Genomic DNA, 25580 nt, shown 5'->3' with positions numbered 1-25580 from the left:
GCCGCGCGCGGCCATCCAAGCGCGCAGCGACGCCTCCTGCTCCGCAAGCGCGGCGTCTGTGGTCGAGCCGCTGAAGCGAACCGCCACGCGCCGCTGCGCCGGGATCTCGCGCAGGCGCACCTCGGAGCTGCCCGGCGCGGGGAGGGCCTCCAGGCTGTAGCCGGAGGGCATGATGAAGCGCACCGACCAGGCGTCCTCTCCCGTCGGCGACTGGATCACCGGGGCGGTCATCGCGATCCGCTCCGCAGGCGCCTCGGGACGCTGCTGGATGACGGGTGCGGTCATGGCGATCTTCTCCCCGGCACGCTCTTTGGCAAAGATATAGCGCGCGAGCGGCCCGAACCCGGCGCCGAGTGCCTCGCGACGCGCACCGGTGCGCGTCGTCTCGGCGACCACAAGGGCCGGGTAGTCCCGGATCTCGAAGGCGCCGTCGCTCTCCACCGCGACATAGTCGGGCGTCTCGACGTTCTGAACCACGAAGACGAAGACAGCCATGGCGACGATGCCGAGCACTGCCACCGCCCCGACGATCAACAGGAACGTCTTCATCCCTCGCCTCGCGATGCCAAGCCGCCGATGCGCAGCAGTTGAGTCACCAGATCGCCGGTGTCGTCCGGCTGATCGGCTCGGTCGGCCGGTGTCCAGGAATAATCCGTTTCGAGCCGGTAGGATCCCAGAAACGTGTAAGGGACCTCGCCGCCCCACTCGGCCGGCGCAAGCATCGAGAAGAATGGCTCGCCGACCGCCTTGCGATAGAGGTGATAGGTCCGCCCCGGGATACGTTTGAAGGCACACTGCGCACGGGTCAGCGTCTGCTCCTCCTTGGCGTCCGCAAGGACCTTGCGCGCCTCCTGCTGAAGCAGCTTGATCTGGTCGGCGATGACCCGAAGCTTCGCACCTGTGCGGGCGCTCAACATCGACTCCGCCCGCGCGACCTCGCTCGCCAGCTCGCCGGAATCGAAGGCCGGGGCCAAGCGGCTGACCGGATAGGGTGAAGTGTGCGCGCCACGGCGGTGAAGCACGCCTTTGTCGTCGTTGCTCATCTGCCTGTCTCTGTTGTTTCGTCGTCCGTCCGAGGATCGACAGCCTCCCGGCGATATAGTGTCGCCGTGCGAAAAAGCACGAACGAGGATTTCGCGATGGATGATACGACCGACAAGCTCCGCGGACCCGACGGAACCGGCGCGACCGAGATCTCGGCCCGACTCGCCGAGCTCATACGCACGGAGATCGCGGCCGCCGGAGGCCTGCTGCCCTTCGACCGCTTCATGGATCTGGTCCTCTACGCACCGGGTCTCGGCTACTACGTCGCCGGCGCCATCAAGCTCGGACGGGACGGCGACTTCGTGACCGCGCCCGAAATCTCGCCGCTCTTCGGGCGCTGTCTTGCCGTCCAGTGTGCCGAGGTGCTCGAACGACTCGGTGGCGGCGTTCTGCTCGAGCTCGGCGCCGGCACCGGCACACTCGCCGTCGAGGTGCTCAAAACCCTGGAGCACCGCGACACCCTGCCCGACCGCTACCTGATCCTGGAGCCGAGCCCGGATCTTCAAGAGCGCCAACAGTCGCTGATCCGGGAGCGGATACCGCATCTGGCGGAACGCTGCGCCTGGCTGACCCGTCTGCCGCGTCGCCTGCGTGGAGTCGTCCTCGCCAACGAGGTGCTGGACGCCATGCCGGTGCATCGCTTCAACATCCGCGATGACGGCGGAATCAACGAGGTCTTCGTCACCGAGCGCGCCGGTGCCTTCCTCGAGGTTACGGCACCGGCACGTTCACCCGGGCTCGCCGAGGCCGTCGGCGCGTTGCAGGCCGTGGGGTTTGCGCAAGTGCCGGGTTACGGCTCGGAGATCAACCTGCGCCTTCCGCCCTGGATGAAGGCATTGAGCGGCGCGCTGGATGCCGGCCTCGTCCTCTTGGTCGATTACGGCTATCCGCGTCCGGCCTACTACCAGCCCGACCGCACCATGGGGACACTCATGTGCCACCTGCGCCACCAGGCCCACGACGACCCCTACACCCATATCGGGCTGCAGGACATCACCGCGCATGTGGATTTCACTGCGATCGCCGGGGCCGGTGTCGCCGCGGGCTTCGACCTCGCCGGGTTCACCACGCAGGCGAGCTTCCTGATCGGCTGCGGGATCGACCGCATCCTCTCCGAGGCACCCGATGCCTTCGACCTGACACCCGGCGCGAAGCAATTGCTCCTGCCGACGATCATGGGGGAGCGTTTCAAAGTCATGGGCTTGACGAAGGGAATCAATGGGGCGCTGTGCGGATTCTCGATCCGAGACCTCAGCGGAAGGCTTTAAACCGCGTCGCCGCCAAGGTGATTTCCGGAAAAGGATCTACCTGCAGAGCCGCAACCAGGAAGAGTGGTCGAAGGCTCTGCTCGTTGTCGTTGTCGGATTCCGGACGAACACGACAACGACAACGAAAAATTCTGCGAGGGCTTGCTCAAGATTGACGGCATCGCAGCGCCGACCCATTACATCGCTGCTCGACACGCCTTGATCGGGCCTCCGATCTGGGTGAGGATACTCAGGATTGAGAAACCCGATAATTCACCAGCCCCGCCCCGCACCCGCGAGGCCATCCCGCCGAAACAAGGCAGCAGGAGCAGGATGAGAGGATGTAAACTCTGTCGATACAGCAAGGTCTGCAATGATCTCCCGGGGGTTTGCATCCTGCTCATCTATGCCACCATCTTTGTGGTGGTCACCGCACTCGGCTATCTGTTCGTGACGCAAGAGCTCCTGTGATGGCATGCGATCACGGGGGGCCGCAACACCTGTCTACGATCGAGGCCGGCGGCTGGAAGCTGGTGTCTGGAGGCTCTCCGAAAAGATGAAACATCCTGTCGTGCTCGTCGGTGTCGGCGAGATGGGCGGCGTTTTCGCGCGCGGCCTGCTCAAGCTCGGACATCCCGTGTTCCCCGTGCTCCGCGGGGCCTCTTTGGTCACGGCCGCAACCCAGCTGCCCGAGCCGCAGTTGGTGTTGATCGCTGTCGGAGAGGCCGACCTGGCCGCGACCCTCGCCGCCGTTCCGCCTCAATGGCGGCGGCGTCTGGGTCTGCTCCAGAACGAGCTGCTGCCGAGCGACTGGGCCGACTGCCCCGACCCGACGGTGATCTCCGTCTGGTTCGAGAAGAAGCCGGGGCGCGACCACAAGGTCATCATCCCCTCCCCGGTCTATGGCCCGCAGGCGGATCTGCTGGCCGATGCGCTGGCGACCCTGGCGATCCCCACACACTGCTTGAGCAGCGCCGAGGAGCTCGTCTTCGAGCTGGTGCTCAAGAACCTCTTCATCCTGACGACCAATATCGCCGGGCTGCGCACGGGCGGAACGGTCGAGACCCTGTGGTCGCGGCATCGCGCTTTTGCCGAGCAGGTCGGCCACGAGGTGATCGATCTTCAGGAGGCCATGACCGGGCATCGGTTCGATCGCGATGCGCTCTTCGCCGCGCTCGGCATCGCCTTCGCCGGCGATCCGGAGCACGCCTGCATGGGTCGAAGCGCACCGGCCCGCCTCGCCCGAGCCCTCCGCAACGGCGAGGCGCATGGTCTGGACTTGCCGGTCCTGCATACGATCGCCGCCGAGCAGACCCGGGGCACGCCGTGACCGACCCCGACCCGCCCGAGACCCCAGCTGCCGACAAGGCCGCACACGAGACCGAGACGACCGCACTCCTCGCTCGCGGCAGCGCGGTCGAGCTGCATCTGGAGGTCCGCTTCCAGGACGGCTTCGTCGCACTCTCGACCTTCGACGCCGAGCCGATTGCCTGCACCATCGGCGACGGCACCCTGACCGCGGAGTTCGAGTCCACACTCCTCGGTCTTGCTCCGGGCAGCGAAACCTATGTCGTCGCGCATGGCTCGGAGCTCTTCTCGCCCTATGACGAGGCCAACATCCACTGGATGGAGCGCGGCGATTTCCCGCCCGAAATCGCGCCCATACCGGGCCTGGTCGTCGCCTTCGAGACACCCGGCGGTCACGAGACCAGCGGGGTCGTCCTGGAGGTGGAGGCGGATCGCGTGCGGGTCGACTTCAACCATCCCTTCGCCGGACGCTCCCTGACGATCCGCGTGCGCGTCTTGTCCGTGGCCGAACCTGAACCCGAGCCCCGGCTCCAGCGTGGCCCCGAGGCGTGAATTTTCTCGACCGATCCCCTATTCTTTAAACACTATGAACATCCTCCTCGCCAATCCCCGTGGGTTCTGTGCCGGTGTCGACCGCGCGATCGAGATCGTCGAGCGCGTGCTCGAGCTCTACGGCGCGCCCGTCTATGTCCGGCATGAGGTGGTGCACAACCGCTTCGTCGTCGACGGCCTGAAAAGGCGCGGTGCCGTCTTCGTCGAGGAGGTCGACGATGTCCCGGACGGGGCCACGCTGATCTTCAGCGCCCATGGCGTCGCCCAAGAAGTGCGCCGCGCGGCGCAAGGCCGAAACCTGCGTGTCTTCGACGCGACCTGCCCGCTGGTGACAAAGGTCCATCTAGAGGTCGCACGGCACTGCAAGAACGGGGTCGAGGTGATCCTGATCGGGCACGCCGGCCACCCCGAGGTCGAGGGCACCATGGGTCAATGTCTGAGCGACGGCGGGTCGATGCATCTCGTCGAGTCGGTCGCGGACGTCGCCGGGCTCGAGATTAAGGACCCGTCGCGGGTCGCTTATGTCACCCAGACGACACTCTCGGTCGACGACACCAGCGGGATCATCGACGCACTGCGTGAACGCTTCCCCGAGATCCAGGGGCCGAAGAAGAGCGACATCTGCTACGCGACCCAGAACCGACAGGACGCGGTCCGTGACCTCGCCGCGCGCTGCGATCTGCTGCTGGTGGTCGGCTCGGCCAACAGCTCCAACTCCAACAGGCTGCGCGAGCTGGCCGAAAAGCAGGGATGCACCGCCTATCTGATCGACGGCCCGGAGGACATCCGCCGAGAGTGGCTGAGCGCCTCGCCGCGGGTCGGACTCACCGCCGGGGCCTCGGCGCCCGAGGTGCTGGTCGAGCAGGTCATCGCGCAGCTTCAAGCCTGGGGCGCCGCCGGGGTCGAAGAACAGGACGGCATCCGCGAGCAGGTCGTCTTCCCCTTGCCGCGCGAGCTCGGCGAGAGGGCGGCAACATGAGCGATGTCCTCGTCGTCGGCGGCGGCATCATCGGCCTCCTGACCGCCCGCGAGCTGGTCGAGTCCGGGGCCGAGGTCACCTTGATCGAGATGGGCGAGACCGGCCGCGAGTCATCCTGGGCCGGCGGCGGCATCATCTCGCCGATCTACCCCTGGCGTTATCCGGAGGCGGTGACGGTACTCGCGACCTGGAGCCAGCACGCCTATCCGGAGCTGGCCGAGGCGCTCCTGCAGGAGACCGGGATCGATCCCGAGCTGACCCTGAGCGGTATGCTGGTGCTGGACATGGAGGAGCACAGGGTCGCTGTCTCTTGGGCGAAGCGCCATGACCAACCCATCGAGATGGTCGAAGGCTCGCACCTGCACGAGATCGAGCCCCAGCTCGGCCCCGGTCTCACGCGCGGACTCCTGCTGCCCCGCATCGCACAGGTACGCACGCCGCGCCTGACCAAGGCGGTTCGCCGCTCGGTCGAAGAGCGCATCCAGCTGCGCGAAAACGAGGAGGTCTTGGAGCTTCTCGTCGACGGCGGTCAAGTCACCGGGGTACGGACCCCGGACGGCGCCATCGAGGCGCGCCGGGTCGTCATCTGCACCGGCGCCTGGACCGCCAAGTTGCTCGAGCAGCTCGGCCAGGCACCTGACATCGCGCCCGTGCGCGGCCAGATGATCCTCTTCTACGGCAAGCCCGGCCAGATCAACCACATCACCCTGCACCGCGAGCAATACCTCATTCCGCGTCGCGACGGGCGCATGTTGTTCGGAAGCACACTCGAACACACCGGATTCATCAAGACGACGACCGCCGAGGCCAAGGAGGCGCTCTACCGTGCGGCCTTCGAGATGTTCCCCGTCCTCAAACGCACGCCCATCGAAGACCATTGGGCGGGACTGCGACCCAGCTCACCGAGCGGCATCCCCTTTATCGGGGCCTATCCGGGTGTGGATGGCCTCGTGATCAATGCCGGACATTTCCGCAACGGCCTCGTCACCGGCCCTGCTTCTGCAAGGCTCGCGACCGACCTGGTCCTGGGGCGCACCCCGATCCTGGATCCGGCCCCTTATGCGGTGGATGCAGCGCGCCGACCCGCTCAGTGACGATTCAGAAACTCGGTGAACCCCTTGATGAACACGGATGGGCAGAGCGTCAGAGAAACCCATCCTCCAAACCGCCGTGTTGCCGGGTGTCGGTCTAATGCGCTTGGCGCGGGCTGGATCGGTTTCGCTTCGCTCTACCCATCCATGTTTCGGCTGTTTTTGAATCCTTCCTTACTCTGTGGTTGTGCTGACGCAGGAAGCACTACAGTTATCACAGTTCCGTTGTGCCTCGCTCCCGCCCGGCACAACGCACCAATTAACCGGTGATCATGTGCCCAACAGGATCGTAAGACGCGTCCTCGGGATCGAGACCTCCTGCGACGAGACCGGTGTGGCCGTCTACGACGGCGACGACGGTCTAGTCGCGCAAGCCGTCTACAGTCAGATCGAGATCCATGCCCAGTACGGCGGTGTCGTCCCGGAGCTGGCCTCGCGCGATCACGTGCGCAAGACACTGCCGCTGATCCGACAGGTGCTCGAAGAATCGGGGCTCGATGCCGCCTCGATCGACGGCGTGGCCTACACCGCCGGCCCCGGCCTGGTCGGTGCACTCCTGGTCGGCGCCGCATTGGGACGCAGCCTCGCCTGGGCCTGGGGCGTCCCGGCCGTCGGCGTGCATCACATGGAAGGGCATCTGCTCGCACCTCTGCTCGAAGACCCGGCGCCCGCCTTCCCCTTCGTGGCGCTCTTGGTCTCGGGCGGACACACTCAACTCGTCGACGTGACCGGTGTAGGCCGCTACCGCATCTTGGGCGAGTCGCTCGACGACGCCGCAGGCGAGGCCTTCGACAAGACCGCGAAGATCCTCGATCTCCCCTACCCCGGGGGTCCGGAGCTCGCCAAGCTCGCCGAGCGCGGCAACCCCGATCGTTTCCGTTTCCCGCGCCCCATGACCGACCGACCGGGCCTCGACTTCAGCTTCAGCGGACTCAAGACCTTCGCACTCAACACGGTTCGCGAAACTATTCCAGAGGCGCTCGACCCGGACCAGGCCCGAGCCGACATCGCCCGCGCCTTCGAGGAGGCCGTCGTCGACACCCTGGTGATCAAGTGCCGTCGCGCCTTGCAGGAGACCGGCCATCGACGCCTGATCCTCGCCGGCGGCGTCAGCGCCAACCGGCGACTGCGCGAGCGGATGAACGCCGCCATCGCTGCCGCAGGCGGCGAGACCTTCTATCCCAGACCCTCACTCTGCACCGACAACGGCGCCATGATCGCCTACGCCGGCTGGCAACGCCTGCGCGCCGGCCATGTCGAACCGCTCGCCTTCAAGCCCAGGGCGCGTTGGCCGATGGAAGAGCTGAAACCCGCTTAAACCGCACCCGGCACGGTATGCGATGTTTTTAGATGCGGCCTGCCCCGAGACATTTGACCACCGCTGGAGCCGACGCGGTTTAAGTAATTGAATAATATATTATTTTAAACCGCTTTCCCGCCAAGGATTGTGGATGCAGCAAACGGCGAGCTGACCGAAAACGAGCCTCTCTCTGGACGCGGTTTAGACATGCCGAGCGCAGGTGGGCTTTTCGGTCCGCGGTGACCGTTCAATGCGAATCGGTTTCGGCCCTGAACTCCCACGTTGCCGGTCCCGTGCGCAAGAGATCACGACCGGGATCTCCGGGGCCTCGCCCGAATCGAACCAACTGCACGAGATCCGAGCTGACCTTTGGGTTGGTCGTAAAGTAGGAGTGACCGAAGAGATCGGTACGCTCACCCGTGAAGGTAATCAGATCGACCCGGCCGAGGTTCCCGAAATAGGTCTGCATCGCGGGGGAAATGTCCTCCGGGCGTAGCTGGCCCACGCGGTTGCGACTGCGAAAGAGGATCCGCGAGACCAACAGCGCTCGATCGTCCGGCGAGGCATAGATGCTCAGCCGACCATTCAGGAGGCGCGGCAACGAATTGTCCGGCCACGCGCGGGTCAGGTCCGGATCCGAGACGAAACCGGTGATCTTCTGACCCGCGATGTCGACGTCGATGTCGGGCGAGAGAAGGACCAGGTTGTCGATTCGATAGGCATCGGCCGGGGCCGCTCCCGAGGCAATCGCTTCGATCATCAACTCCCGCAAGGCATTGAGCAGCACAGCCGTCCCGCGACTGTGCGCGAGCAGTTGAAGACGTTCGACCCCGGGTGTCGCCGCGATCATGCGCAGCGTCTTTTTGAGATGGTCGACCGCGTACTCGGCGGATTCGGTGGTGGTGGTATAGGAGATCAGGAAGTTCCCGGTCGAGGATGCCGGCCAGGTAAAGAAACTGCAGACCTGCTCGCGACCGAAGAAGTGACACAGCTCAGCGGCTGTAAAGGCCGCCGTGGCGAAGGTCTCGTTGAAGCCATGGACGTAGAGCATGACCTCCTTCTTCGGCGATAGGGCCAAGCGACGCTGGATCTCATCCTGAAAGGCTACCTTGGTCTCGTCGAACTCGCGCACCTCGATCGGATCCCGCCTTAGCGTATTCTCGCCCGCCCGAATAATCCGGTAGGGTTCGGACGGGAATGCCCCCGACTCCTCGACCGCCCCGAGCTCGAGGGCCACCTCGCGCGTCCGCTCGGCAAGCCGACTCTGTGCCTTCAAGGTCTCCCAATCGATCGCGGGGACCATGCGCACCTCGGCCGAGCCGAACACCATCCCTTTACGGCGCGTCTGCCCATAGGGGAGGCGGCTTTCGGGATCGTCCTCCGCCGCCCGATTGGTGATGAAGAGCAGATCGACCTCGGGGCGTTGTTGCGCGGTTGCGATTTGCTCGAAGAGCACCCGCCCATTCGGCGCTTGATAGACCAGCGGCGTCGGCATCAGCTGCCGGGGCTTGGTCGCACAGCCGGACAAAACCGCAACCGTCAGCATGAGGGCCGACATCCACGCGAAGGTCCGATTCATTCGGCTTATACCTATTCAAAAAAGGTTAATCTCAACCACCTCCGACGCGGCATCAAACCGACGTCGGACAGCGGAAATCCCATTAAAAACGAAAGTATTTAACGCAGGGCATCGAGTCACCGGCAGAGCGAACATCGAGACAAAGAAACAGATAGTGTGCAACCCGAACAGGCACTATGATACGCCGCCTTTTCATGTTTAATCTTACCGGAGAATATTTCGATGCCACTGATGACACGCGCGCTCGCCGAGCTGATCGGAACCTTCTGGCTGGTACTTGGAGGCTGCGGCGCCGCCGTCTTTGCCGCCGGTGTTCCGGATGTCGGAATCGGTTACCTGGGCGTCTCTTTCGCTTTCGGTCTGACCGTATTGACGATGGCCTATGCCATCGGTCATATCTCCGGATGCCATCTGAATCCGGCCGTCTCGCTTGGCTTGGCAGTCGGTGGGCGTTTTCCCTTCGCGGACGTGCCTGTCTATGTGATCGCTCAGGTGCTGGGTGCGATCGCTGCGGCTTTCCTGATTATGTTCATCGCTTCGGACATGGGGCTTCACAAAGAGGGTCAGGCGACCTTTACGCTCGCGGCCAATAGCCTGGCCGTCAACGGCTACGACAGCCTCTCGCCGCAAGGCTACGGCATGCTCGCCGGGCTGGTGACCGAGATCGTCATGACCGCCATGTTCCTCTTCATCATCCTGGGCGCGACCGACAAGCGCGGCATCGGCACCCACGCGGGTCTCGCCATCGGCCTGGCGCTCACGCTGATCCATCTGATCTCGATCCCGATCACCAACACCTCGGTCAACCCGGCGCGCAGCACCGGACCCGCGTTGGCGCTGCTCACCGGCGGACAAGGTCAGGCCGCGGGTCAGCTCTGGCTGTTCTGGGTCGGCCCACTGATCGGCGCGGCGATTGCCGGCGTGGTGTATCGTCTGTTCGAGCAAAAGCATACGGCTTGACGCGCGCAGGGGCTCGAGGCCGCTGTTTCAGTTGCTAAGGCCCCGAAGAACAGAGTCGACAGACAGAGCCGGTCGATCGGTATCGATCGCCCGGCTCTCGGCCATTTCCCCCTGAATCCTATCCGAACGGAGCCATTGCCGATCGCAGCATCTGCCGGAGAAGATCTCGACGTGAACGGCGTCGACACTGCTTTGCGGTCCCGACGCCCGCCTGTAGGATGAGTCGTCATCCATAGGCCGAGACACAGCATGCTGCAGGAACCGCTTCCGATCCCCTTGACCGACCTGCGCCGGCGCGTCAATGTCGCCCGCAATCTGATTCGTAATTTGATAACGGAGCTCGTCGGACCGGTCGAGCTGGCGTTTGACTTCTATCGCGAGTGGAACGGCTGCTGGCGCGTGCGCGTGGAGATCAAGGATCCGATCAACGGAAGACTGGAGTTCACCCTCATGGACACCTCGGGCGGCGGCATGCTCGCCCTGCCCCGCCCGCTGCCCGAACGCTGGCGCCTGGAGACCGGAATCCCGGCGACCGACGGGACACGTTGGACCCTGGATACGGAAGGGCACCTCATGCCCTTTGTGCCGCTGAACGCGAAATCGCTATAGCCAGCCCATCGAGTCCTGCACACCCGATCGAAACGTGCTGGGCCGATGACGCTTGACCGGTCTTGGAGGTATCGCATCGGACACGCAGGGTCGCCGGCTCGGTCAATCGACAACCGGCTCCCAACCCTCGCCGGGGTCATAGGCGTCGATGGCCTCGGCGACACTGGCGGTGTCCTCGCCGAGATCCGCCTGATAAACGATGCCGCGCTGGTTGACCTGGAAGCTCATGATCCCGGAATTGCCGTAGCTTGCAGGCCACGCGAGCAGACCGAAACCGTCGGTCAGCCTGTCATCCACGAGATAAGGCTTGGCCCCGCCCGGCGCGCTCGGTCCCTGTGCGGTTAGGATCTTGAAGAAATAGCCGTGGTAAGGCCGCCGCCCATGCGCGTCCTCGGGAACCTCGTAGCCCTCCGCGACGGCATCGTCCACCAGGGGCCCCATGGGACTCTCGGGCTCGTCCTCGTTCGTCGGCCAATAGAGTCCGTCCCGTGTGCCTTCGCTACTCCAGAAACGCCCCGCGTAGGCCCGTATGCCGTCGCCGTCCGGATCGGCGGCCGCGTATTCCAACTGCGCATCCACGAAAGCGCGGGCGGTCGCGATGGCATGCAGCTCGTTGAGTCCGATGCGCCTGTCCAACAGCTCTTCGAGCCCGGCCTGCGTATCGAAATACCACCCCTGATCGCCCTTGGCTAAGGGGATCGGGAAGGGCCAGTCCTCGGGCCCGATCACCAGGATGGCGCTGTCCTCGGTCTCGTCCTCGAGATGAGCCGCTTCTCGAGACAACTCGACGAAGCGCCGACGGTCGGCGGCATCCGCAACCGGGTCGCCGGAGCCGAGCTCGTCGAGATCGGATCCGAGCACATCCAAGAGGGCGCCGCGATCCTCCGAGGCAGCCGCGTCGATCAGGGCCATGACGGCGACATCCGGGTTCTCGAACGACATGGGCGGCTGGACCGACACCTCGGCCGCCCCCGGACCGGGAGCCGAATCAGTCGCCGGAGTCGGCTCCTCCACGGCGGCGCGAGGATGGGTCATCAGAAGCACGAGGGGCAAGCAGGCAAGCAAAGCGATGGTCGTCTTCATGAGCTGAGCTCCGAAACAAGAGGCAAGGTGATGCGACAGCCGCTCGAGGCCGCCGCGCGAGGAGAGACGCGATCTGGATACACGCCACGCGGGCGCCGCCATCAGCGTCGACCCCCTCCGCCACCCCGAGCAGCCTTGCCGCCCCCGCTACGCTGCCCCGCTGCCGCCCGACTGGCCCCGCCGCGATTGCTGGCCGCCCGGCTAGCAGCGGGCTTGCTCGCCTTGAATGCACTGGCCTTGGGTGCCGACGCCCGTGAGGCCGCGGGGCGCTGCGCCAGGGGTTTCGATGCCGCTGCCGGGCGTTTGGCCGGGGCCACCGCTGGCCGTTTGACCTCGCGATTCACCGGTCGCTTGGTCGCGGCGGCCGCTTGCGTCTTGGGCTTGGCTTTGGCCTTGACGGCGGGCGCCTTCGCCTTCGCGGCGGGCGCCTTGGCCTGCACCTTGGCACGCGCGTCCCCGCCCGCAGGGCGCGTATCCGCGCGAGCGGCGACCTTGCCGCTGGCAGCACCTTCGCGCCTGACCTGGTCGAGATTCGGGGCCTTGACCGGACGGTCGGTGCTCTTCATGCGCCCGCGCGCATCGTCTCGATCGATGGTCGCCTCGCCGCGCTTGGCGGCGAACCGGTTCTCCGTGGAGGCATCCCGGTAGCGCACGCCGCCGCGCCGCTCGGGGTTGTGCTCCCATTTCGCGACGTCGTTGCCGACGATGCCGCGGTTGACCTCGATGTCGCCGCGCTCGACGTTGCGGTCGATGTCGAGGTTGCGGCTGCGGTCGACATTGATGTTGGCCGGCTCCCGCCAACCGTTGTTGTCCCAGTAGTCGTTGCGAGCCCAGTAGCTCGGAGCACCGTAATAGCCGCGACCGCCGTAATAGAGTCGATCGTTCCAGTCGTCATCGTCGTCCCACATGATGGCCGCGGTGAGCAGACCTCCCGCCACGGCCCCGACTCCGAAGCCGATCAGGCTGTCGGTGCCGATGCCGCTCGAGGAGGACGCCTCGGCCGCCTGGCCCGCCGCAAAGCCGGACTGGTAGCTGGCGGTGGCGTCGGCATAGGCATCGGGGTAATAGGACTGAGCCGGCGGATTGCTCTCGCCGTAGACCGTCACAGGGTCATAGGTGGGCACGTAGACCACCTCCGGCTGCGCAGGCTGGATGATGATGGTGTCGCCGGCCTTCTCGACCCGCTGTTGCTCCGTGTTGGAGAGCGCCCCGGTCTTGTCCGCCTCCGCGCGCAGGCGCTGGATGGTATCGGTGACCTCGCCTTGCTGGGCCAGAACGGCGTCGCCCAGATCCTGGGTCCAGTCCAGGTTGTCGCTCATGAATTCGAGCACGCTCGGGAAGAACACCAACGCCTTCACGCTGTCGTCCCACGACTCCTCCTTGACCGCCCGATCCAAGGCTTCGTCCTTGAGGTCTTCATGGTCATCGAGCCAGCGCTTAGCCTGCACCACGTCCAGCGGATAGGTGCTGGCCATCAGGATCTGCGCGATCAGTGCGTCGGGATAGAGAGCGATCGGCGCGACGAGCTGCTCGATCTGCTCGGGCGGAAAGCGATCGACCGGGGATTTGGCCTCCTCCGCCGCCAGGGCGAGGGGCGTCGAGATCCCGATGGAGACGGCCACGATGACCGGGGTCAGCAATTGGCCGAGCTGCTGTCGTAGGTTACGCATGCGTGTCCTCACGATGGTGGGCGCCTTGCCGGCGCTTGGATTGAGTTCCTGTCGGCTTGAAAGAGCGTCCTGCCTCCGCCTCCTGCTTCCCGCTTTATAGTCCAAACGCGGGTTTGCGTGTATGCACTCGTCCGGCGGATGAGCGACGATCCGTTGTGAAGGCGGGAAGATCCCTATTTGAGCGAGACGCGCACGGCGTCTATCGTCCCGTCGAAGGCGAACGGACGTCGGTCGAAGTAGTCGAGCGACACCGGCGAGCCCAGGTCCAGGCCCACGTCGAAGCTCTCGCTGGCGGTAAAGGCGGCGGGAACCGTGCGGGCCACGGTGGTCCGCGTGACTTCCCGGCCGTCGACGCTGAGGACGATCTGGGCCGGGGCGCCGGGCTTGGCGATGGTCGTGTCCACCTCGATGCGGTGCCTGCCGGGGGTGAGCTTGTCGGCGGTTGCGACGCCATAGCGCTCGATGATCATCATGTTGTACTCGTAGACCAGGTGGCCCTGGTCCATGTAGAGGGTCAAGCCCCCCGAGGCCCCGCCGAGCGCATAGAGCACGCCCGAGGCGTTCTCCCCGAACTCGGCGTCGATGGTCACATGGTTGCTCTCGCGACCCAGGCCGGGGGCGGTGAACTCGGGCATGCGGGTAGTGGTCGCGTCGAACTGCCAGCTCCTGTAGGGCGTCTTGATGCGATCCTCCGGGTGGATGCGCAGCCAGATGCCCGCACCGATCGGAAATGCCTCGTTCGCCTTGGCCTCCTCGACAAACAGGGCCTTCATGGCATCCAGCCGCTGCGGCTCCTGCGCTGCAAGGTTGTTGGCCTGCGAAAAGTCGACGTCGAGGTTATATAGCTCCCAGACGTCCTTGTTGGGGTCCCAGGTGGCAAGTCCCGGGCTCACGCTGAGCCAGGGCGTCAGCGGGCCGAAGGTGCCGGCGTACCAGCCGTCCCGGTAGAGACCTCGGCTGCCGTTGTTGTCGAAGTATTGGATCGACTTGCGGCCGGGCGCCTCGGCCTCACCGAAGGTATAGGCCAGACTCGTCCCGTCGATGGGGTCCTGCGCGAAGCCGTCTACTACCTCGGGAGGCTCGATGCGCAAGATCTCGTAGATGGTCGGAGCGATATCGTTGACGTGGTGAAACTGGGGCCGCGGCGTCTTGTCGGGGCGGATGCCCTTGGGCCAGGAGATCGCCATGGGATTGCGCGTCCCCCCGAAGTGCGAGGCGATCAGCTTGGTGTGTTGGAAGGGGGTGTCCCCCGCCCAGGCCCAGCCCGCGTGATACATGTTGTCCACCTTGGGGCCCCCGAGGGCATCCAGGCCGCCCAGCCGCTCGAGGGCCGCAAGCTGCTGGGCGATGGTGTTGGGGATCTGATTCTGGGCCAAGAGCTCGCTGATGCTCCCCTGCTGGCCCTCGGCGCTGGAGCCGTTGTCGCCGAAGATGTAGATGACCAGGGTGTTATCGCGGATGCCCAGCCGCTCCAACTCGTCGATGACCTTGCCCGCCTGGACGTCGACGTGCTCGACGAAGCCGGCGAACACCTCCATCAGGCGCAGCTGGAAGGGGCGCTCGGCCTCCGGAATGCTGTCCCAGCCGGGCATGGACTCGGCCCGCGGCGTGAGCTTGGTGTCCGCTGGGATCCAGCCCAACGCCTTCTGCCGTTCGAAGGTTTGCTCGCGAAGCTGATCCCAGCCGGCGTCGAATTGCCCCTTGTATTTGTCCGCCCATGCCTTGGCGACATGGTGCGGCCCGTGGCCCGCGCCTGGGGCCCAGTACATGAGGAAGGGCTTGTCCGGGGCGAACGCACGGTGCTTGCGCATCCAGTCAATGGCTTGGTCCGCCATATCCTCGGAGAGGTGGTAGGTCGCGTCGTGGGGCGGCTCGATGGCGTTGAAGTTCTCGACCAGGCGCGGCTCCCACTGGGAGGTCTCCCCGGCCAGGAAGCCATAGAAGTAATCGAAGCCGATGCCCTCGCCGGTCGGCCAGAGGGTGAAGGGCCCCATGGCCGTCGTGTCGGTGGCGGGAGTGTTGTGCCACTTGCCGAAGGCGGCGCTCTTGTAGCCGTATTCCCCGAGCACCTTGGCCAGGGTCGCGGACGTTCGCGGAATCACGCCCGTGTAGCCGTCCCAATCCACCGCGCGCTCGGCGATGGTTCCGGAGCCGACACGGTGGTGGTTGCGCCCCGTGAGCAGCGCCGCCCGGGTGGGCGAGCAGATCGCGGTGGTGTGGAAGGCGTTGTAGCTGATCCCCTCGCCTGCGATGCGGGAAAGGGTCGGCGTATGGATGGGCCCGCCGTAAGTGTCCGCGAGGCCGAAGCCCACATCGTCGAGCAGGATGATCAAGATGTTCGGAGCATCCGCGGGCAGATGGCTCTGCTCGACTCGGCGCTGGTGGGTGGATTCCTGCAAGGTCGGAGCGGCGATGCTGGCCGATGGGGTCGGCGGGAAGGGCAATACCGAGCCGTCCGACGGAATCGGCGCGGAGTCGGCCGCACCAGCCGCCTTTGTCCCGAGGGACGCGAGGCCGCACAGCACGGCGATCAGCAGGACATTGACGTTCATCGCATCTCCCGTTTCATCAGGTTGTGGGGCTGCCGATTCCGATGCCGCGATTGCGGACAATCATGCTTTGGTTTCGGACTCGAAGAGACGATAGACAAGACCGGCGATGGTGGCGCCGACGATTGGTCCGTCAGTGATCCGTTGTTATTTCACGGCCTTCTTGACCAACCCTTCATCGCGGTGCTTGTCGAGCGGTCCCTTGTCCTCGACACCGGCTGCGCGTTTGGCCGAATCCTTGGCGGCCTCGGCGGGCGAGCAGCGCCCGCCGACCCCGACCGTCGCCTTGGCGGCCGCGCCCTTTGCCGCCTTCTCCGCGGTGCAGTCGGGGTCCAGTGGACCGGCGGCGGCGATGCCTGTCGCGACGGACAGGGTCAGGGCGAGTGCAGTGGCAGTGGTTTTCATCGCGTCTTCTCCGTGTAGGTGACCTTCGTTGTGCCGATGGTGCCGGTGAAGGCAAAGGGCGCCTGGGCGAAATAGGCCAGCGACACGGGCGAGTTGGTATCGCTGCCGATATCGAAGGATTCATTCGTCGTGAAGTGCAACGATATGGCGGTCGGCACCCGACCCTGACCCACCGTTTCGCCATTCACCTTCAGTGTGATGTCCATCGGCCCTCCAACCTTTTCGGCCAGCTTCGATTCGACTTCGAGCCTCGCCTTGCCGGTCGGGAGCTTGCCTTTGGACTGGATCTTCGTGCGCAGGACCTCGAACTGGTTGTACTCGTAATTCAGCACACCGTCTTTCACATACAACGTCAGGCCCCCGCCAAAGCCGCCGACGGCATAGAGCACGCCATTGGCGTTTGCCGGCAGGTCCAGCTCCATGCTCACCAGGGTATCGACGATCCCCAATTTCGGCGCGGCGGACTCCGACATCCGAGTCATGGCGCCTTCGAAGGTCCATTCGGTGATAGCGGACCGCGGCGCATCCTCGGGATGCATGAGCGCGGTGGACCACAGGCCGCCGCCGATCGGCAGGTTCTTGTTCTTGGTGGATTCGATCAGAAAGAGGTCTTTCATTTCCGCGAGCTTGTCCGGCATCTTGCCGGCGAGGTCGTTGGCCTGGCTCCAGTCCTCGTTCAGGTTGTAGAGCTCCCATTGGTCCTTTTCCGGCGACCATTCCTTGGCACCCTTCGGCATGCCGCCCACCCAGGGCTCGCGTGGGCCCATGGCGCTGGCAAACCAGCCGTCGTGATAAATCCCCCGACTGGCCATGATGTCGAAGAACTGTGTCCTGCGCTGACCCTTGGCCCCGTTGTCGGCAAAGGTATAGGCCATGCTGACGCCATCGATGGAGTCCTGCGGAAAGCCGTTGACCATATTGGGCGGCGTGATCTTCGTTGCCTCGTAGATCGTCGGCACAACGTCGATGACATGGTGGAACTGCGCACGCGGCGTGGCGTCGGCCTTGATGCCCCTGGGCCAGGCCACCGCCATGGGCTGGCGTGTGCCGCCGAAGTGGGCACCGACGAGTTTGGTCGACTTGTATGGCGTGCTGCCCGCCCAGGCCCAGGCGGCGTGATACATGTTGTCGGTCTTGGGTCCGCCCAGCGCATCCAGCCCGCCCAGCTCGTCCAGGGCCTCGAGATGTTGCGCGATCGTGGTCGGGATCCCGTTCTGCGCGAGCTGTTCGCTGATGGTGCCGTATAGGCCTTCGGCAGATGAGCCGTTGTCGCCCCAGATATAAAAGATCAACGTGTTGTCGAGCTTGCCCTGGCGCTCGATCTCCGCGATCACGCGCCCGGCGTTGAAGTCGGCATGCTCGGTGAAGCCGGCAAACACCTCCATCAAGCGGCGCTGGAATGGTCTTTCATCCTCGGGAATCGAATCCCAGGCGGCCAGGGAGGCGGGGCGCGGCGTGAGCTGGGTATCCTGCGGGATCCAGCCCTTGGCCTTGGCGTTGGCAAAGACACGCTCGCGATACCTGTCCCAGCCGTCATTGAACTTGCCCTTGTACTTGTCGGCCCATTCCGACGTGATCTGGTGCGGGCCGTGGGATGCGCCCGGAGCCCAATACATGAAAAATGGCTTGTCCGGGGCGTAGGCATTTTGTTCGCGCAGCCAAACGATGGCGTCGTCGGCAATGTCCTCGGAGAGGTGGTAGCCCGGCTGATGCTCTTCGGTGACCAGGGTGGTATTGCGCACCATCTGCGGCTCGTATTGCGACGCCTCGCCGGCGAGGAAGCCGTAGAAGTATTCGAAGCCATGGCCGGTCGGCCAATAGTCGAACGGGCCCTTGTTGGTGACATCCTCCTCGGGCGTGTTGTGCCACTTGCCCCAGGCGCCCGTGTTGTACCCGTAGTTCTTCAGCACCTCGGCGACGGTCGCCGAGGTCTTCGGGATCTTGCCGCTGAAGCCGTCGAAGTCATTGGCAAGCGCGGCGATCTGACCATTGCCGACGCGGGTATGGTTACGCCCGGTCAACAGCGCGGCCCGCGTGGGCGAGCACATGGCCGTCGAGTGAAAGCGGTTGTAGGAAATGCCCATGTTCGCCACACGATCCAGCGTCGGCGTATTGATCTCGCCCCCGTAAGTCGAGGGCGTGGCCGGCCCCACGTCGTCCATCAGGATGACGAGGATGTTCGGCGCGCCCTCCGCCAGGCGTCGGGGCTCCACGCGCTTCTGGTAGATGGAGTCCTGCATGGTCAGCCCGGGGGTGGAGGCCGAGGGCGTGGGTGGAAAAGGCAGGACCTCCTGGGCCCTTGCCGGTACCGCGAGCAGACTGCCCAACACCAGGCCCAGGCAGGCGGCAAAGAGCGTCAGGCCGAACAGGCGCGGTCGAACGAAGCGAATCGATCTCATTGGGTCTTCTCTCGATGATGATCAGGGGCCGATCGGTGGCGTCGCGGGACCAGCCATTCGGCGGATCTCCGGCGTATTTCGGCGATGGGCGGCACGCAGAGCCCGGCCGCCCTTCAGAACTTGTAAACCGCCTTCAACCAGAGGTAATCGCCGTTCAGGCGATTCCGGGTTTCGAGCTCCGGCAGCCACTTGAGCTCCAGCACCAGCTTCTGCTGGCCCAGAGGCTGGATGTAGCCGATCACCGGGCCTATGCCCGCGGTGCGGCCTTCGAAGTCGCCGAGCCGCGCACCCGATCCAGTGTCGCCCGTCACTTGCTGGAAGTACCAGCCTTCCGCGCCGACATTCAGGTAGCCCGAGCCCAATGGAAAGATCTGCTGCACCGAGGCGTCGACATGCAGCAAGTCCCCGCTGCGGTAGTCGGTATCGGGATTCTCGGTATTCATCGCGTACCCCAGATGGATCGCCGCGTTCAGTCCGGTCTTTGCGCCGGAGTACGCGGCACCGACGATGGGATCGAAGGTCCAGTAGTTGAGCCCCGGATTGCCGAGCCGGCCGAGCTCGTAGCTGCCCGTCGGCGCATAGATCGGCAGCAGAAAATCGTATTGCCAATCGCTCGGCTTCCAGGCGAGCATGACCGGCACGACCGTCAGGTCGCCGAAGCCGGATACGCGGCTTTGCACCCCGATGCCGCCCAGCGCCTCGGAGTCCGCCGAAATATCCATCCAGGAATAAGGCAGGAAGGCCGCTACGCTGTAACGGGCACCGCCGAGCAGCGTCGGCTGGACGGTGTAGCCGCCCCCGAGAATCAAGGTTTCGACCGTCGCGTGGACGTTCGCCACGATGCCGGCCGCCGTGGGGATCTGGGCCGAGGCCTCGCCCTGGTAGCGCAAGAACATCGGCTTGAAGAAGACGCCGGGCGTCGTCGGCGGAAGATCCGCGAGCGTTGCATTGGCACCCGGAATCACGTGCGAGGTACCGCCCTCCCCGCCGACGACGGACGTGGATTCCCCGGTCAGCGCCGCGAGCGTAGCGAGTCCAAGCACCAACGCCCGGCGCCGGTACGGGGGCGCGATGTCGGGCCTCGACCGCAAGGGCTCGTCGTCCCCGTCGCGCGCGCCTCGCAAGTGCGCGGCATTAGCGCAGACCGGACGGTGCGCCGCGGGATTCCACGGGTCCAGGGCTTGCGTCATGGATGCTGGGCTCCTCGTCAAGTTGGGAGGGTCGGGGATTCGGAAAGCCGACCGGGTGACTGCGTCAGGTGACGCCGAGACACCGGACAGCCTCCTCGGTATGGCGAATCGGAGATTAGGTTATTGTTTTGCTCGCTCGCTATCCGTTTAGCGCAAAATGAGCGGAGAGGGGCACGATGCTTTCCGGGGCAGATTCGGCCCGGATGGATTCGGCGGGGCGGGGGATTGCCGGCTGCGCGCGAGACGGCCGGGCACCTCGCCGAGTGTGCTTGCTCGAATTTCACGGGAACGCCCGGGCAAACCTAGCGCCCGGTCTTTGCAATTTCCGAAACGCGAGGAGCAGCCGTTGGAGACGCCTGTACAAACATCGGCCAGCGGCTCGGCGGAGCTCATGCCCGGGGCCTTCATCGCCGTTCAGGACATCGACGACCCCTGCGTCTGGGAAAGTGCATCGCGCCCCTGGGAACTGCTCGCCTCACCCCTCGGCGGCGGTCCCTTCCGCAACCGCAAGCAGGCCCTGGTCACCCCTAACTGGCTGCTCTATCGGGAGTCCTTCCTCGGTTCCCTGCACGTTCAGGGTATGAGTCCGCCGGGTATGCTCGGCTTTACGGTGCCGATCCGCCTGGGCGGGGGCTCGCATTACTGGGGGGCGGCGCTGCCCGAGCAGGGCATGCCCGCAACCCTGCCCGGTGCACTGGATGCCCGTATCGATGCCGGGCAGGACCATGTGATCGTGCTGGTGCGCCTGGACTGGATGCGCGAACAACTCGCTCCACTCACCGCATCGGCGATCGAGCGATGCGCCCTCAAGCGGGTGCTGCCGACCGTGCCGCGAGAGCGGCGCATCCTCGGGATCTGGTTACGGCACATCTTGGACCGGGTTCACGCCGATGCCCGGTTACTGGCCTATCCCTCCGCCGTGGACGCTCTGGAGTGCGACTTGCTGGAAGGGTTGTTGCGCACCCTGTGCCTGGCGGTGCCCGGGCCGTCGGTGGAAGGAGCGAGACGGCGCCGGCGTGGCTTCGATCTAGCCATCGAGTATATGCGCGCCGCGGACCTCGGCAGCCTTTGCGCCCCGGCCTTGTGCGCCGAGATCGGGGTCAGTCAGCGCACCCTGGAATACGCCTTCCAGGAGCGGCTCGGAACCTCGCCCATGGAATTCATCCGCCGGCTGCGGATGCATGCCGCGCGCCGGGCCCTGCTCGCAGCGCAGCCCGGGGGCGCGACCGTGACGGAGATCGCCATGACCCTCGGCTTCTATCAGCTCGGCCGCTTCGCCGCGGAATACCGGACGATCTTCGGCGAGTTACCCTCTGCCACACTGACCCGGCGTCGTCTCTATACGGGTGCAAGCTTGCTCGTTTGAACGACATGCTGTCCTGATTTAGACGGTGCCGGACGAAGGACATCGACGATGCCTGATTGACAGCGCACGCGCGGCGCGGGAGGGCCGGCGCGTGCCCACATTGCTTATTCTCGCGGCGGCGGCTTCGATCCCTTCGCCGAGCCTCGTGTCTCGAGCGGACCTTACCCCAGGACGTCTTGGCCGCCCATGTAAGGCCGCAGCACCTCGGGGATGACAATCCGCCCGTCCGCCTTCTGGTAGTTCTCCAACAGGGCGACCAATGTACGACCGACCGCCAAGCCGGAGCCGTTGAGCGTATGGAGCAGCTCCGGTTTGCCGGTCTCGGGATTGCGCCAGCGGGCCTGGAGTCGGCGGGCCTGAAAGTCGCCGAAGTTGCTGCAGGAGGAGATCTCGCGATAGGTTTCCTGACCCGGTAGCCAGACCTCCAGATCGTAGGTCTTGCGCGATGAGAAACCGAGATCGCCGCAGCACAGCGAGACCACGCGGTAGGCGAGCCCGAGACGCTGAAGGATGGACTCGGCATGCCGGGTGAGATCCTCCAGGGCCTGGAGCGACTCTTCAGGTCGCACGGCCTGCACCAGCTCGACCTTCTCGAACTGATGTTGGCGGATCATCCCGCGGGTGTCCTTGCCGTAGGAGCCGGCCTCGCTGCGGAAGCAGGGTGTATGAGCGACCCATTTGCGCGGCAGCTCGCCCGCCTCGAGGATGAGGTTGCGCACCAGGTTGGTGACCGGCACCTCGGCGGTCGGGATCAGATAAAGATCGCGCTCGCCCGGGACCTTGAAGAGGTCCTGCTCGAATTTGGGGAGCTGGCCGGTCCCGTAGAGGCTCTCGGCGTTGACCAGGTAAGGCACGTAGACCTCGGTATAGCCGTGCTCCCCGGTGTGGGTGTCGAGCATGAACTGGATCAGCGCCCGATGCAGACGCGCCAGCGGGCCGGACAGCACCACGAAGCGCGATCCCGCGAGCTTGGCGGCAAGATCGAAGTCCATCCAACCTTTGAAGGTCCCGAGATCGACATGATCGCGCGGCTGGAAGCCGAAGCTCGGCGGCTCGCCCCAGCGACGCTCCTCGCGATTCTCGCGCTCGTCGCGCCCGTCCGGGACGCTCGCATCCGGCAGGTTGGGCAGCCCCAGGGCGATCTCCTCGACCGCCGCCTGGATCTCCTCGAGCCGCACCTCCGATGCCTTGAGACGCTCGCCCAGGTCCGAGACCTCGGCCAGCAAGGGCGCAATGTCCGCACCGAACGCCTTGGCCTTCCCGATCGCCTTCGAGCGGGTGTTGCGCTCGTTCTGCAACGACTGGACCTCGACCTGCAAGCCCTTGCGCTCGGACTCCAACGACTCGATGCGCGCGGTATCCAGGACCAGACCGCGACGTGACAGGTGCGCGGCAACCTCGTCCAACTGGGTCCGCAGCAGGCGTGGATCTAACATTCGGATTCCTCGAATTCGACAGTAATCGGCCAGGATACGATATGACCCGGCCGAACGAAGTGCTCAATGCGCGTGATAGCGGACGCGGCCTTCTCGGGCCGATCGAAAAACTCCACCACCAAGGGCAGATCGAGCGAGAGATCGATCAGGGATGCCCCGTGCCGTTTTCCGGACACCCCGTACCCTTCGATCCCGCGCATGACGGTCACCCCTCGAACGCCGAGATCGTCGTGCAGACAGGCAAGCAATGCCTTGAGGGCATGATCGGATTCGGACAGATAGATCCGAACCATAAGCGCCTCGACCCGACTCATAGCGACCTCCCGAGGATAATCCCCGCCCAACAGAGCAGAACACAGAGCCAGACACTGACGACCATGTTGAGGAAGGCGGCCAGCATGGCCCCTTCTTCCAACAGGTTAAGCGTCTCGATCGAGAAGGTGGAGAAGGTGGTGAAGGCACCGAGAAAGCCGATCAGAATCGCGCCGCGCCATTCCGGCGCCCAACTCAAGCGCTCGATCAAGACAACAAACAAGAGCCCCATCAGGAAGGAGCCGAGCAGGTTGACCGCCAATGTCCCCCAGGGAAATCCCCGGCCGAGCCACGCGTAGACGGCGCTCGACATCCCGTAGCGGGCCAAGGAGCCGAGCGCGCCGCCTGCCGCGATCGCGATGAGATGCAACATCCGATGCCTACTTCAGAAAGGCCATGGTGAAATCACCGGACAGATAGCCTTCCTCCAAGCGCGGCTCCGCACCCAGTTCATCGGCCAAGGCGACAAGATCGCGCGGCTGCTGATAGTTGTAGCTGCCCGGACCGTCGGTTCCCTTCAACAGATTGAAGATAAACCCGTGTCCGGACGCCGCAAAGCAACGCCGGATAAACTCCCAGGTCTCCTCGCGGGTGAGATTGTTCATGGCACCGCTGCAAAGATAGTAGTCGGCGCTCGGGAGCCGATCCTCCAGCACATTGCAGATGCGGATCTCGCATCCTGTGCGACGACGCGCCACCTCGACCATCCGCTCCATCACGTCCAATCCGATGTAGCGTCCGGGCAGGCTGTTGCATCGATCGAGATAGCGATGGAAATCGCCGAACCCGCAGCCCGCGTCGACCAGGGTCGACTCGGACAGATCCTCGGGCAGGAGCTTGCGCAGCACCTTGAAGCGCAGCTCTTGGGACTGCGTCGACTGCCACTGCACGCCCTTGGCGGTCTCGCCATGGGACGTCAGTGAGTCCAAATAGAAGCTGGTGTTGTCGAGTCTCGGCATTGTTTGAATCGATCAGCGTAAAATTCGGCGGCAACGGCTCGGGAGGGGCAATCGCCCGCAATCTTACATCAGGCCCCGTCACAAGACAGACCCCGGGAACGGCCGTATCCCTTACGATCGGCTGCGGGAGCACACAGGCACCCGCAACCGCCACGCAGGACCGGACATGTACAAACTGATTGTTTGCGACCTTGACGGCACCCTCCTCACGCCGGAGCACCGACTCGGGGATTACTCCAGAACGGTGCTGACTCGGCTGCGTGAACAGGGGGTCGAGGTCATGCTGGCCTCGGGCCGGCACTTTCAGGACATCCGCGCGCTCTCCGATCAGCTCGGCGGCAGCGGTGGCCTCATTTCGTCCAACGGTGCGGCCATTCACGACCGCCGGGCGCAACCGGTGCTCTTCGCTCGGATCGAGCCCGAGTGCGTCCGCTACCTGACCGGAGACGCTTCATTCCAAGGTGTCCACGTCAACGTCTTTCGCAGCGAGGACTGGCTGGTGGAGCGCGCGGAACCCGAGCTGCTGCGCTACCACCAAGACTCCGGATTCCGTTACCGCGTCACCGATTTCGGCACCATGTCCCCGGACGACGTCATCAAGGTCTTTTTCTTCGCGGAGCCGGCCGAGCTGAAACGACTGGAGGGCCTGATTCTGGAGCGCTACGGGGATCGCCTGTCGACCACATTCTCCCTGCCGGTAACCCTCGAGGTGATGGCCCGAGGCGTCTCCAAGGGAGCGGCGCTGACCAGGGTTGCCGAGTACCTCGGCTTTGCACTCTCCGAGGTCATCGCCTTCGGCGACGGGATGAATGATCTGGAGATGCTCCGCCTGGCAGGGACCGGCATCCTCATGTCCAACGCCGACCCGCGACTGAAGGACGCCCTGCCGCACCTCGAGCAGATCGGGAGCAACCGCGAGGAGTCCGTCGCCCGCTACCTGGAGAGCCTGTTTCCCATCGGTCCTTGAGCCGAGCCGGCGGTTCTCCATCCTCCTCGCCCCGATACCGGTCGCGGCGGGCCGCCACTTCCATTCGACGTACGTCGGTATGACGGCGATTCGGCGCAGTGTTTGCTTCGGCATCGAAACCCGTTGCACGACCTCACGCCGGCGTCTCGCCGGACTCAACGCCGAAGGGGAATCCGCCGATGGCTCCGCGCCTGATCATGTACCACAAGCAATCGACCAGTGCCCACACCCGATTCTTGAGGCTGCCCTACGGCGGCGTCTGCGGCTTCTCGGCCCTGCCGGACGAGGCCGCCGTCGACGAGGGCGGCGGGGGCTCGCCGAAGGTCGTGACCCACCCCGCGTTGGTCCTGCGCGACGCCGAGATCCATCTGGGTCTACCGAGCGGCAGTCTGGAGATGGAGCCGGGGTTTCGTTGCGAGATCGCCGCAGGCGAGGAGCGCACCGAGGTCTTCCTCGCCCGCTTTACGAGTCTCGATCCGCCCTTCGAGACGGCACAAGCACACGGCAGCAGCTTCATCGATCTGACCCAGGCGAGAAACCTTCCGCCGGTCGAGCTTGATCTGCTGCGACGCAGC

Annotated in this window: 25 protein-coding genes; 12 read left to right on the top strand and 13 right to left on the bottom strand. The window is 65.0% G+C overall.

Annotation, left to right across the window (positions count from 1 at the left end; genetic code table 11):
• Positions 1–549, bottom strand: a 549-nt coding sequence (locus VLR48_RS00230; RefSeq protein WP_325289859.1) for a heme-binding protein, incomplete at its 3' end; no start/stop codon positions are given.
• Positions 546–1043: a DUF2452 domain-containing protein gene (locus tag VLR48_RS00225; protein WP_325289858.1), complete on the bottom strand. Its 498-nt coding sequence runs from the start codon at positions 1041–1043 to the stop codon at positions 546–548. The genes VLR48_RS00230 and VLR48_RS00225, both read right to left, overlap by 4 nt.
• 96 nt (positions 1044–1139) lie before the next feature.
• On the opposite strand from VLR48_RS00225, the gene VLR48_RS00220 reads away from it, so the two are divergent.
• From VLR48_RS00220 to tsaD, 7 genes are all read left to right on the top strand, one after another.
• A complete protein-coding gene (locus VLR48_RS00220) occupies positions 1140–2312 on the top strand; it encodes a class I SAM-dependent methyltransferase (RefSeq protein ID WP_325289857.1) in 1173 nt (390 codons plus the stop codon).
• A 312-nt stretch (positions 2313–2624) separates the two neighbouring features.
• Positions 2625–2762 carry a hypothetical protein gene (locus VLR48_RS00215; RefSeq protein ID WP_175534674.1) on the top strand — a complete coding sequence of 46 codons (138 nt, stop codon included), beginning with the start codon at positions 2625–2627 and terminating at the stop codon, positions 2760–2762.
• Between the two features lie 85 nt (positions 2763–2847).
• On the top strand, positions 2848–3621 hold the full coding sequence (locus VLR48_RS00210) for a hypothetical protein (protein ID WP_325289856.1): 774 nt from the start codon (positions 2848–2850) through the stop codon (positions 3619–3621).
• Entirely contained in the window at positions 3618–4151 is a 534-nt protein-coding gene (locus VLR48_RS00205) for a peptidylprolyl isomerase (protein ID WP_325289855.1), read from the top strand. The genes VLR48_RS00210 and VLR48_RS00205 overlap by 4 nt, the downstream gene beginning before the upstream one ends.
• A 34-nt stretch (positions 4152–4185) precedes the next feature.
• Positions 4186–5130 (top strand): 4-hydroxy-3-methylbut-2-enyl diphosphate reductase, encoded by a 945-nt coding sequence (gene ispH / locus VLR48_RS00200; protein WP_325289854.1) that lies wholly within the window; start codon positions 4186–4188, stop codon positions 5128–5130.
• Positions 5127–6224, top strand: a complete 1098-nt coding sequence (thiO, locus tag VLR48_RS00195) for a glycine oxidase ThiO (protein ID WP_325289853.1) — start codon at positions 5127–5129, stop codon at positions 6222–6224. The genes ispH and thiO overlap by 4 nt, the downstream gene beginning before the upstream one ends.
• A gap of 271 nt (positions 6225–6495) precedes the next feature.
• Complete coding sequence (gene tsaD, locus VLR48_RS00190; RefSeq protein WP_325289852.1) at positions 6496–7539, top strand: tRNA (adenosine(37)-N6)-threonylcarbamoyltransferase complex transferase subunit TsaD; 1044 nt, start codon at positions 6496–6498, stop codon at positions 7537–7539.
• Positions 7540–7768: 229 nt separating this feature from the next.
• On the opposite strand, the gene VLR48_RS00185 is transcribed toward tsaD, so the two are convergent.
• Positions 7769–9079, bottom strand: coding sequence for an alpha/beta hydrolase (locus tag VLR48_RS00185; protein ID WP_325289851.1), 1311 nt, complete (start codon positions 9077–9079; stop codon positions 7769–7771).
• Positions 9080–9322: 243 nt separating this feature from the next.
• Between VLR48_RS00185 and aqpZ the strand changes: the two genes are divergently transcribed.
• Both aqpZ and VLR48_RS00175 read left to right on the top strand, forming a co-directional pair.
• Positions 9323–10060 (top strand): aquaporin Z, encoded by a 738-nt coding sequence (aqpZ, locus tag VLR48_RS00180; protein ID WP_325289850.1) that lies wholly within the window; start codon positions 9323–9325, stop codon positions 10058–10060.
• Between the two features lie 249 nt (positions 10061–10309).
• Positions 10310–10669 carry a hypothetical protein gene (locus VLR48_RS00175; RefSeq protein ID WP_325289849.1) on the top strand — a complete coding sequence of 120 codons (360 nt, stop codon included), beginning with the start codon at positions 10310–10312 and terminating at the stop codon, positions 10667–10669.
• A 102-nt stretch (positions 10670–10771) separates the two neighbouring features.
• Here VLR48_RS00175 and VLR48_RS00170 read toward each other — a convergent pair whose 3' ends face one another.
• The 6 genes from VLR48_RS00170 to VLR48_RS00145 form a co-directional block, all read right to left on the bottom strand.
• A complete protein-coding gene (locus tag VLR48_RS00170) occupies positions 10772–11752 on the bottom strand; it encodes a DUF2950 domain-containing protein (protein WP_325289848.1) in 981 nt (326 codons plus the stop codon).
• A gap of 101 nt (positions 11753–11853) precedes the next feature.
• On the bottom strand, positions 11854–13422 hold the full coding sequence (locus tag VLR48_RS00165) for a DUF3300 domain-containing protein (protein ID WP_325289847.1): 1569 nt from the start codon (positions 13420–13422) through the stop codon (positions 11854–11856).
• 173 nt (positions 13423–13595) lie between these two features.
• Positions 13596–15974, bottom strand: a complete 2379-nt coding sequence (locus VLR48_RS00160; RefSeq protein WP_325289846.1) for an arylsulfatase — start codon at positions 15972–15974, stop codon at positions 13596–13598.
• Between the two features lie 144 nt (positions 15975–16118).
• On the bottom strand, positions 16119–16376 hold the full coding sequence (locus VLR48_RS00155; protein WP_325289845.1) for a hypothetical protein: 258 nt from the start codon (positions 16374–16376) through the stop codon (positions 16119–16121).
• Complete coding sequence (locus VLR48_RS00150; protein ID WP_325289844.1) at positions 16373–18775, bottom strand: arylsulfatase; 2403 nt, start codon at positions 18773–18775, stop codon at positions 16373–16375. The genes VLR48_RS00155 and VLR48_RS00150 overlap by 4 nt, the downstream gene beginning before the upstream one ends.
• A 113-nt stretch (positions 18776–18888) precedes the next feature.
• Positions 18889–19965: a SphA family protein gene (locus tag VLR48_RS00145; protein WP_325289843.1), complete on the bottom strand. Its 1077-nt coding sequence runs from the start codon at positions 19963–19965 to the stop codon at positions 18889–18891.
• Between the two features lie 346 nt (positions 19966–20311).
• On the opposite strand from VLR48_RS00145, the gene VLR48_RS00140 reads away from it, so the two are divergent.
• Entirely contained in the window at positions 20312–21331 is a 1020-nt protein-coding gene (locus VLR48_RS00140) for a helix-turn-helix domain-containing protein (RefSeq protein ID WP_325289842.1), read from the top strand.
• 161 nt (positions 21332–21492) lie between these two features.
• Here VLR48_RS00140 and serS read toward each other — a convergent pair whose 3' ends face one another.
• From serS to VLR48_RS00120, 4 genes are read right to left on the bottom strand one after another with little or no spacing between them, the layout of a single operon-like run.
• Positions 21493–22767 (bottom strand): serine--tRNA ligase, encoded by a 1275-nt coding sequence (gene serS, locus VLR48_RS00135; protein WP_325289841.1) that lies wholly within the window; start codon positions 22765–22767, stop codon positions 21493–21495.
• Entirely contained in the window at positions 22761–23081 is a 321-nt protein-coding gene (locus VLR48_RS00130) for a DUF190 domain-containing protein (protein ID WP_093035048.1), read from the bottom strand. The genes serS and VLR48_RS00130 overlap by 7 nt, the downstream gene beginning before the upstream one ends.
• On the bottom strand, positions 23078–23452 hold the full coding sequence (gene crcB / locus VLR48_RS00125; protein WP_325289840.1) for a fluoride efflux transporter CrcB: 375 nt from the start codon (positions 23450–23452) through the stop codon (positions 23078–23080). Before crcB ends, VLR48_RS00130 begins: the two co-directional genes overlap by 4 nt.
• Before the next feature lie 7 nt (positions 23453–23459).
• Entirely contained in the window at positions 23460–24038 is a 579-nt protein-coding gene (locus tag VLR48_RS00120) for a class I SAM-dependent methyltransferase (protein WP_325289839.1), read from the bottom strand.
• 166 nt (positions 24039–24204) lie between these two features.
• Between VLR48_RS00120 and VLR48_RS00115 the strand changes: the two genes are divergently transcribed.
• Together VLR48_RS00115 and VLR48_RS00110 are read left to right on the top strand one after the other, a co-directional pair.
• Positions 24205–25005, top strand: a complete 801-nt coding sequence (locus tag VLR48_RS00115) for a Cof-type HAD-IIB family hydrolase (protein WP_325289838.1) — start codon at positions 24205–24207, stop codon at positions 25003–25005.
• A 179-nt stretch (positions 25006–25184) separates the two neighbouring features.
• The coding region (locus tag VLR48_RS00110; RefSeq protein ID WP_325289837.1) for a hypothetical protein at positions 25185–25580 on the top strand (396 nt) is incomplete at its 3' end.

This window comes from Thiocapsa sp., assembly GCF_035467215.1.
Classification (GTDB): Bacteria; Pseudomonadota; Gammaproteobacteria; order Chromatiales; family Chromatiaceae; genus Thiocapsa.
Note: the sequence above shows the minus strand (reverse complement) of the source record. Positions and strands in the feature narration are given on the sequence as shown.

Coding starts and splice junctions, on each gene's coding strand:
- VLR48_RS00225 (WP_325289858.1), bottom strand. CDS start 1,043: ATGAGCAACGACGACAAAGGCGTGCTTCACCGCCGTGGCGCGCACACT.
- VLR48_RS00220 (WP_325289857.1), top strand. CDS start 1,140: ATGGATGATACGACCGACAAGCTCCGCGGACCCGACGGAACCGGCGCG.
- VLR48_RS00215 (WP_175534674.1), top strand. CDS start 2,625: ATGAGAGGATGTAAACTCTGTCGATACAGCAAGGTCTGCAATGATCTC.
- VLR48_RS00210 (WP_325289856.1), top strand. CDS start 2,848: ATGAAACATCCTGTCGTGCTCGTCGGTGTCGGCGAGATGGGCGGCGTT.
- ispH (WP_325289854.1), top strand. CDS start 4,186: ATGAACATCCTCCTCGCCAATCCCCGTGGGTTCTGTGCCGGTGTCGAC.
- thiO (WP_325289853.1), top strand. CDS start 5,127: ATGAGCGATGTCCTCGTCGTCGGCGGCGGCATCATCGGCCTCCTGACC.
- VLR48_RS00185 (WP_325289851.1), bottom strand. CDS start 9,079: ATGTCGGCCCTCATGCTGACGGTTGCGGTTTTGTCCGGCTGTGCGACC.
- aqpZ (WP_325289850.1), top strand. CDS start 9,323: ATGCCACTGATGACACGCGCGCTCGCCGAGCTGATCGGAACCTTCTGG.
- VLR48_RS00175 (WP_325289849.1), top strand. CDS start 10,310: ATGCTGCAGGAACCGCTTCCGATCCCCTTGACCGACCTGCGCCGGCGC.
- VLR48_RS00170 (WP_325289848.1), bottom strand. CDS start 11,752: ATGAAGACGACCATCGCTTTGCTTGCCTGCTTGCCCCTCGTGCTTCTG.
- VLR48_RS00165 (WP_325289847.1), bottom strand. CDS start 13,422: ATGCGTAACCTACGACAGCAGCTCGGCCAATTGCTGACCCCGGTCATC.
- VLR48_RS00160 (WP_325289846.1), bottom strand. CDS start 15,974: ATGAACGTCAATGTCCTGCTGATCGCCGTGCTGTGCGGCCTCGCGTCC.
- VLR48_RS00155 (WP_325289845.1), bottom strand. CDS start 16,376: ATGAAAACCACTGCCACTGCACTCGCCCTGACCCTGTCCGTCGCGACA.
- VLR48_RS00150 (WP_325289844.1), bottom strand. CDS start 18,775: ATGAGATCGATTCGCTTCGTTCGACCGCGCCTGTTCGGCCTGACGCTC.
- VLR48_RS00145 (WP_325289843.1), bottom strand. CDS start 19,965: ATGACGCAAGCCCTGGACCCGTGGAATCCCGCGGCGCACCGTCCGGTC.
- serS (WP_325289841.1), bottom strand. CDS start 22,767: ATGTTAGATCCACGCCTGCTGCGGACCCAGTTGGACGAGGTTGCCGCG.
- VLR48_RS00130 (WP_093035048.1), bottom strand. CDS start 23,081: ATGAGTCGGGTCGAGGCGCTTATGGTTCGGATCTATCTGTCCGAATCC.
- crcB (WP_325289840.1), bottom strand. CDS start 23,452: ATGTTGCATCTCATCGCGATCGCGGCAGGCGGCGCGCTCGGCTCCTTG.
- VLR48_RS00120 (WP_325289839.1), bottom strand. CDS start 24,038: ATGCCGAGACTCGACAACACCAGCTTCTATTTGGACTCACTGACGTCC.
- VLR48_RS00115 (WP_325289838.1), top strand. CDS start 24,205: ATGTACAAACTGATTGTTTGCGACCTTGACGGCACCCTCCTCACGCCG.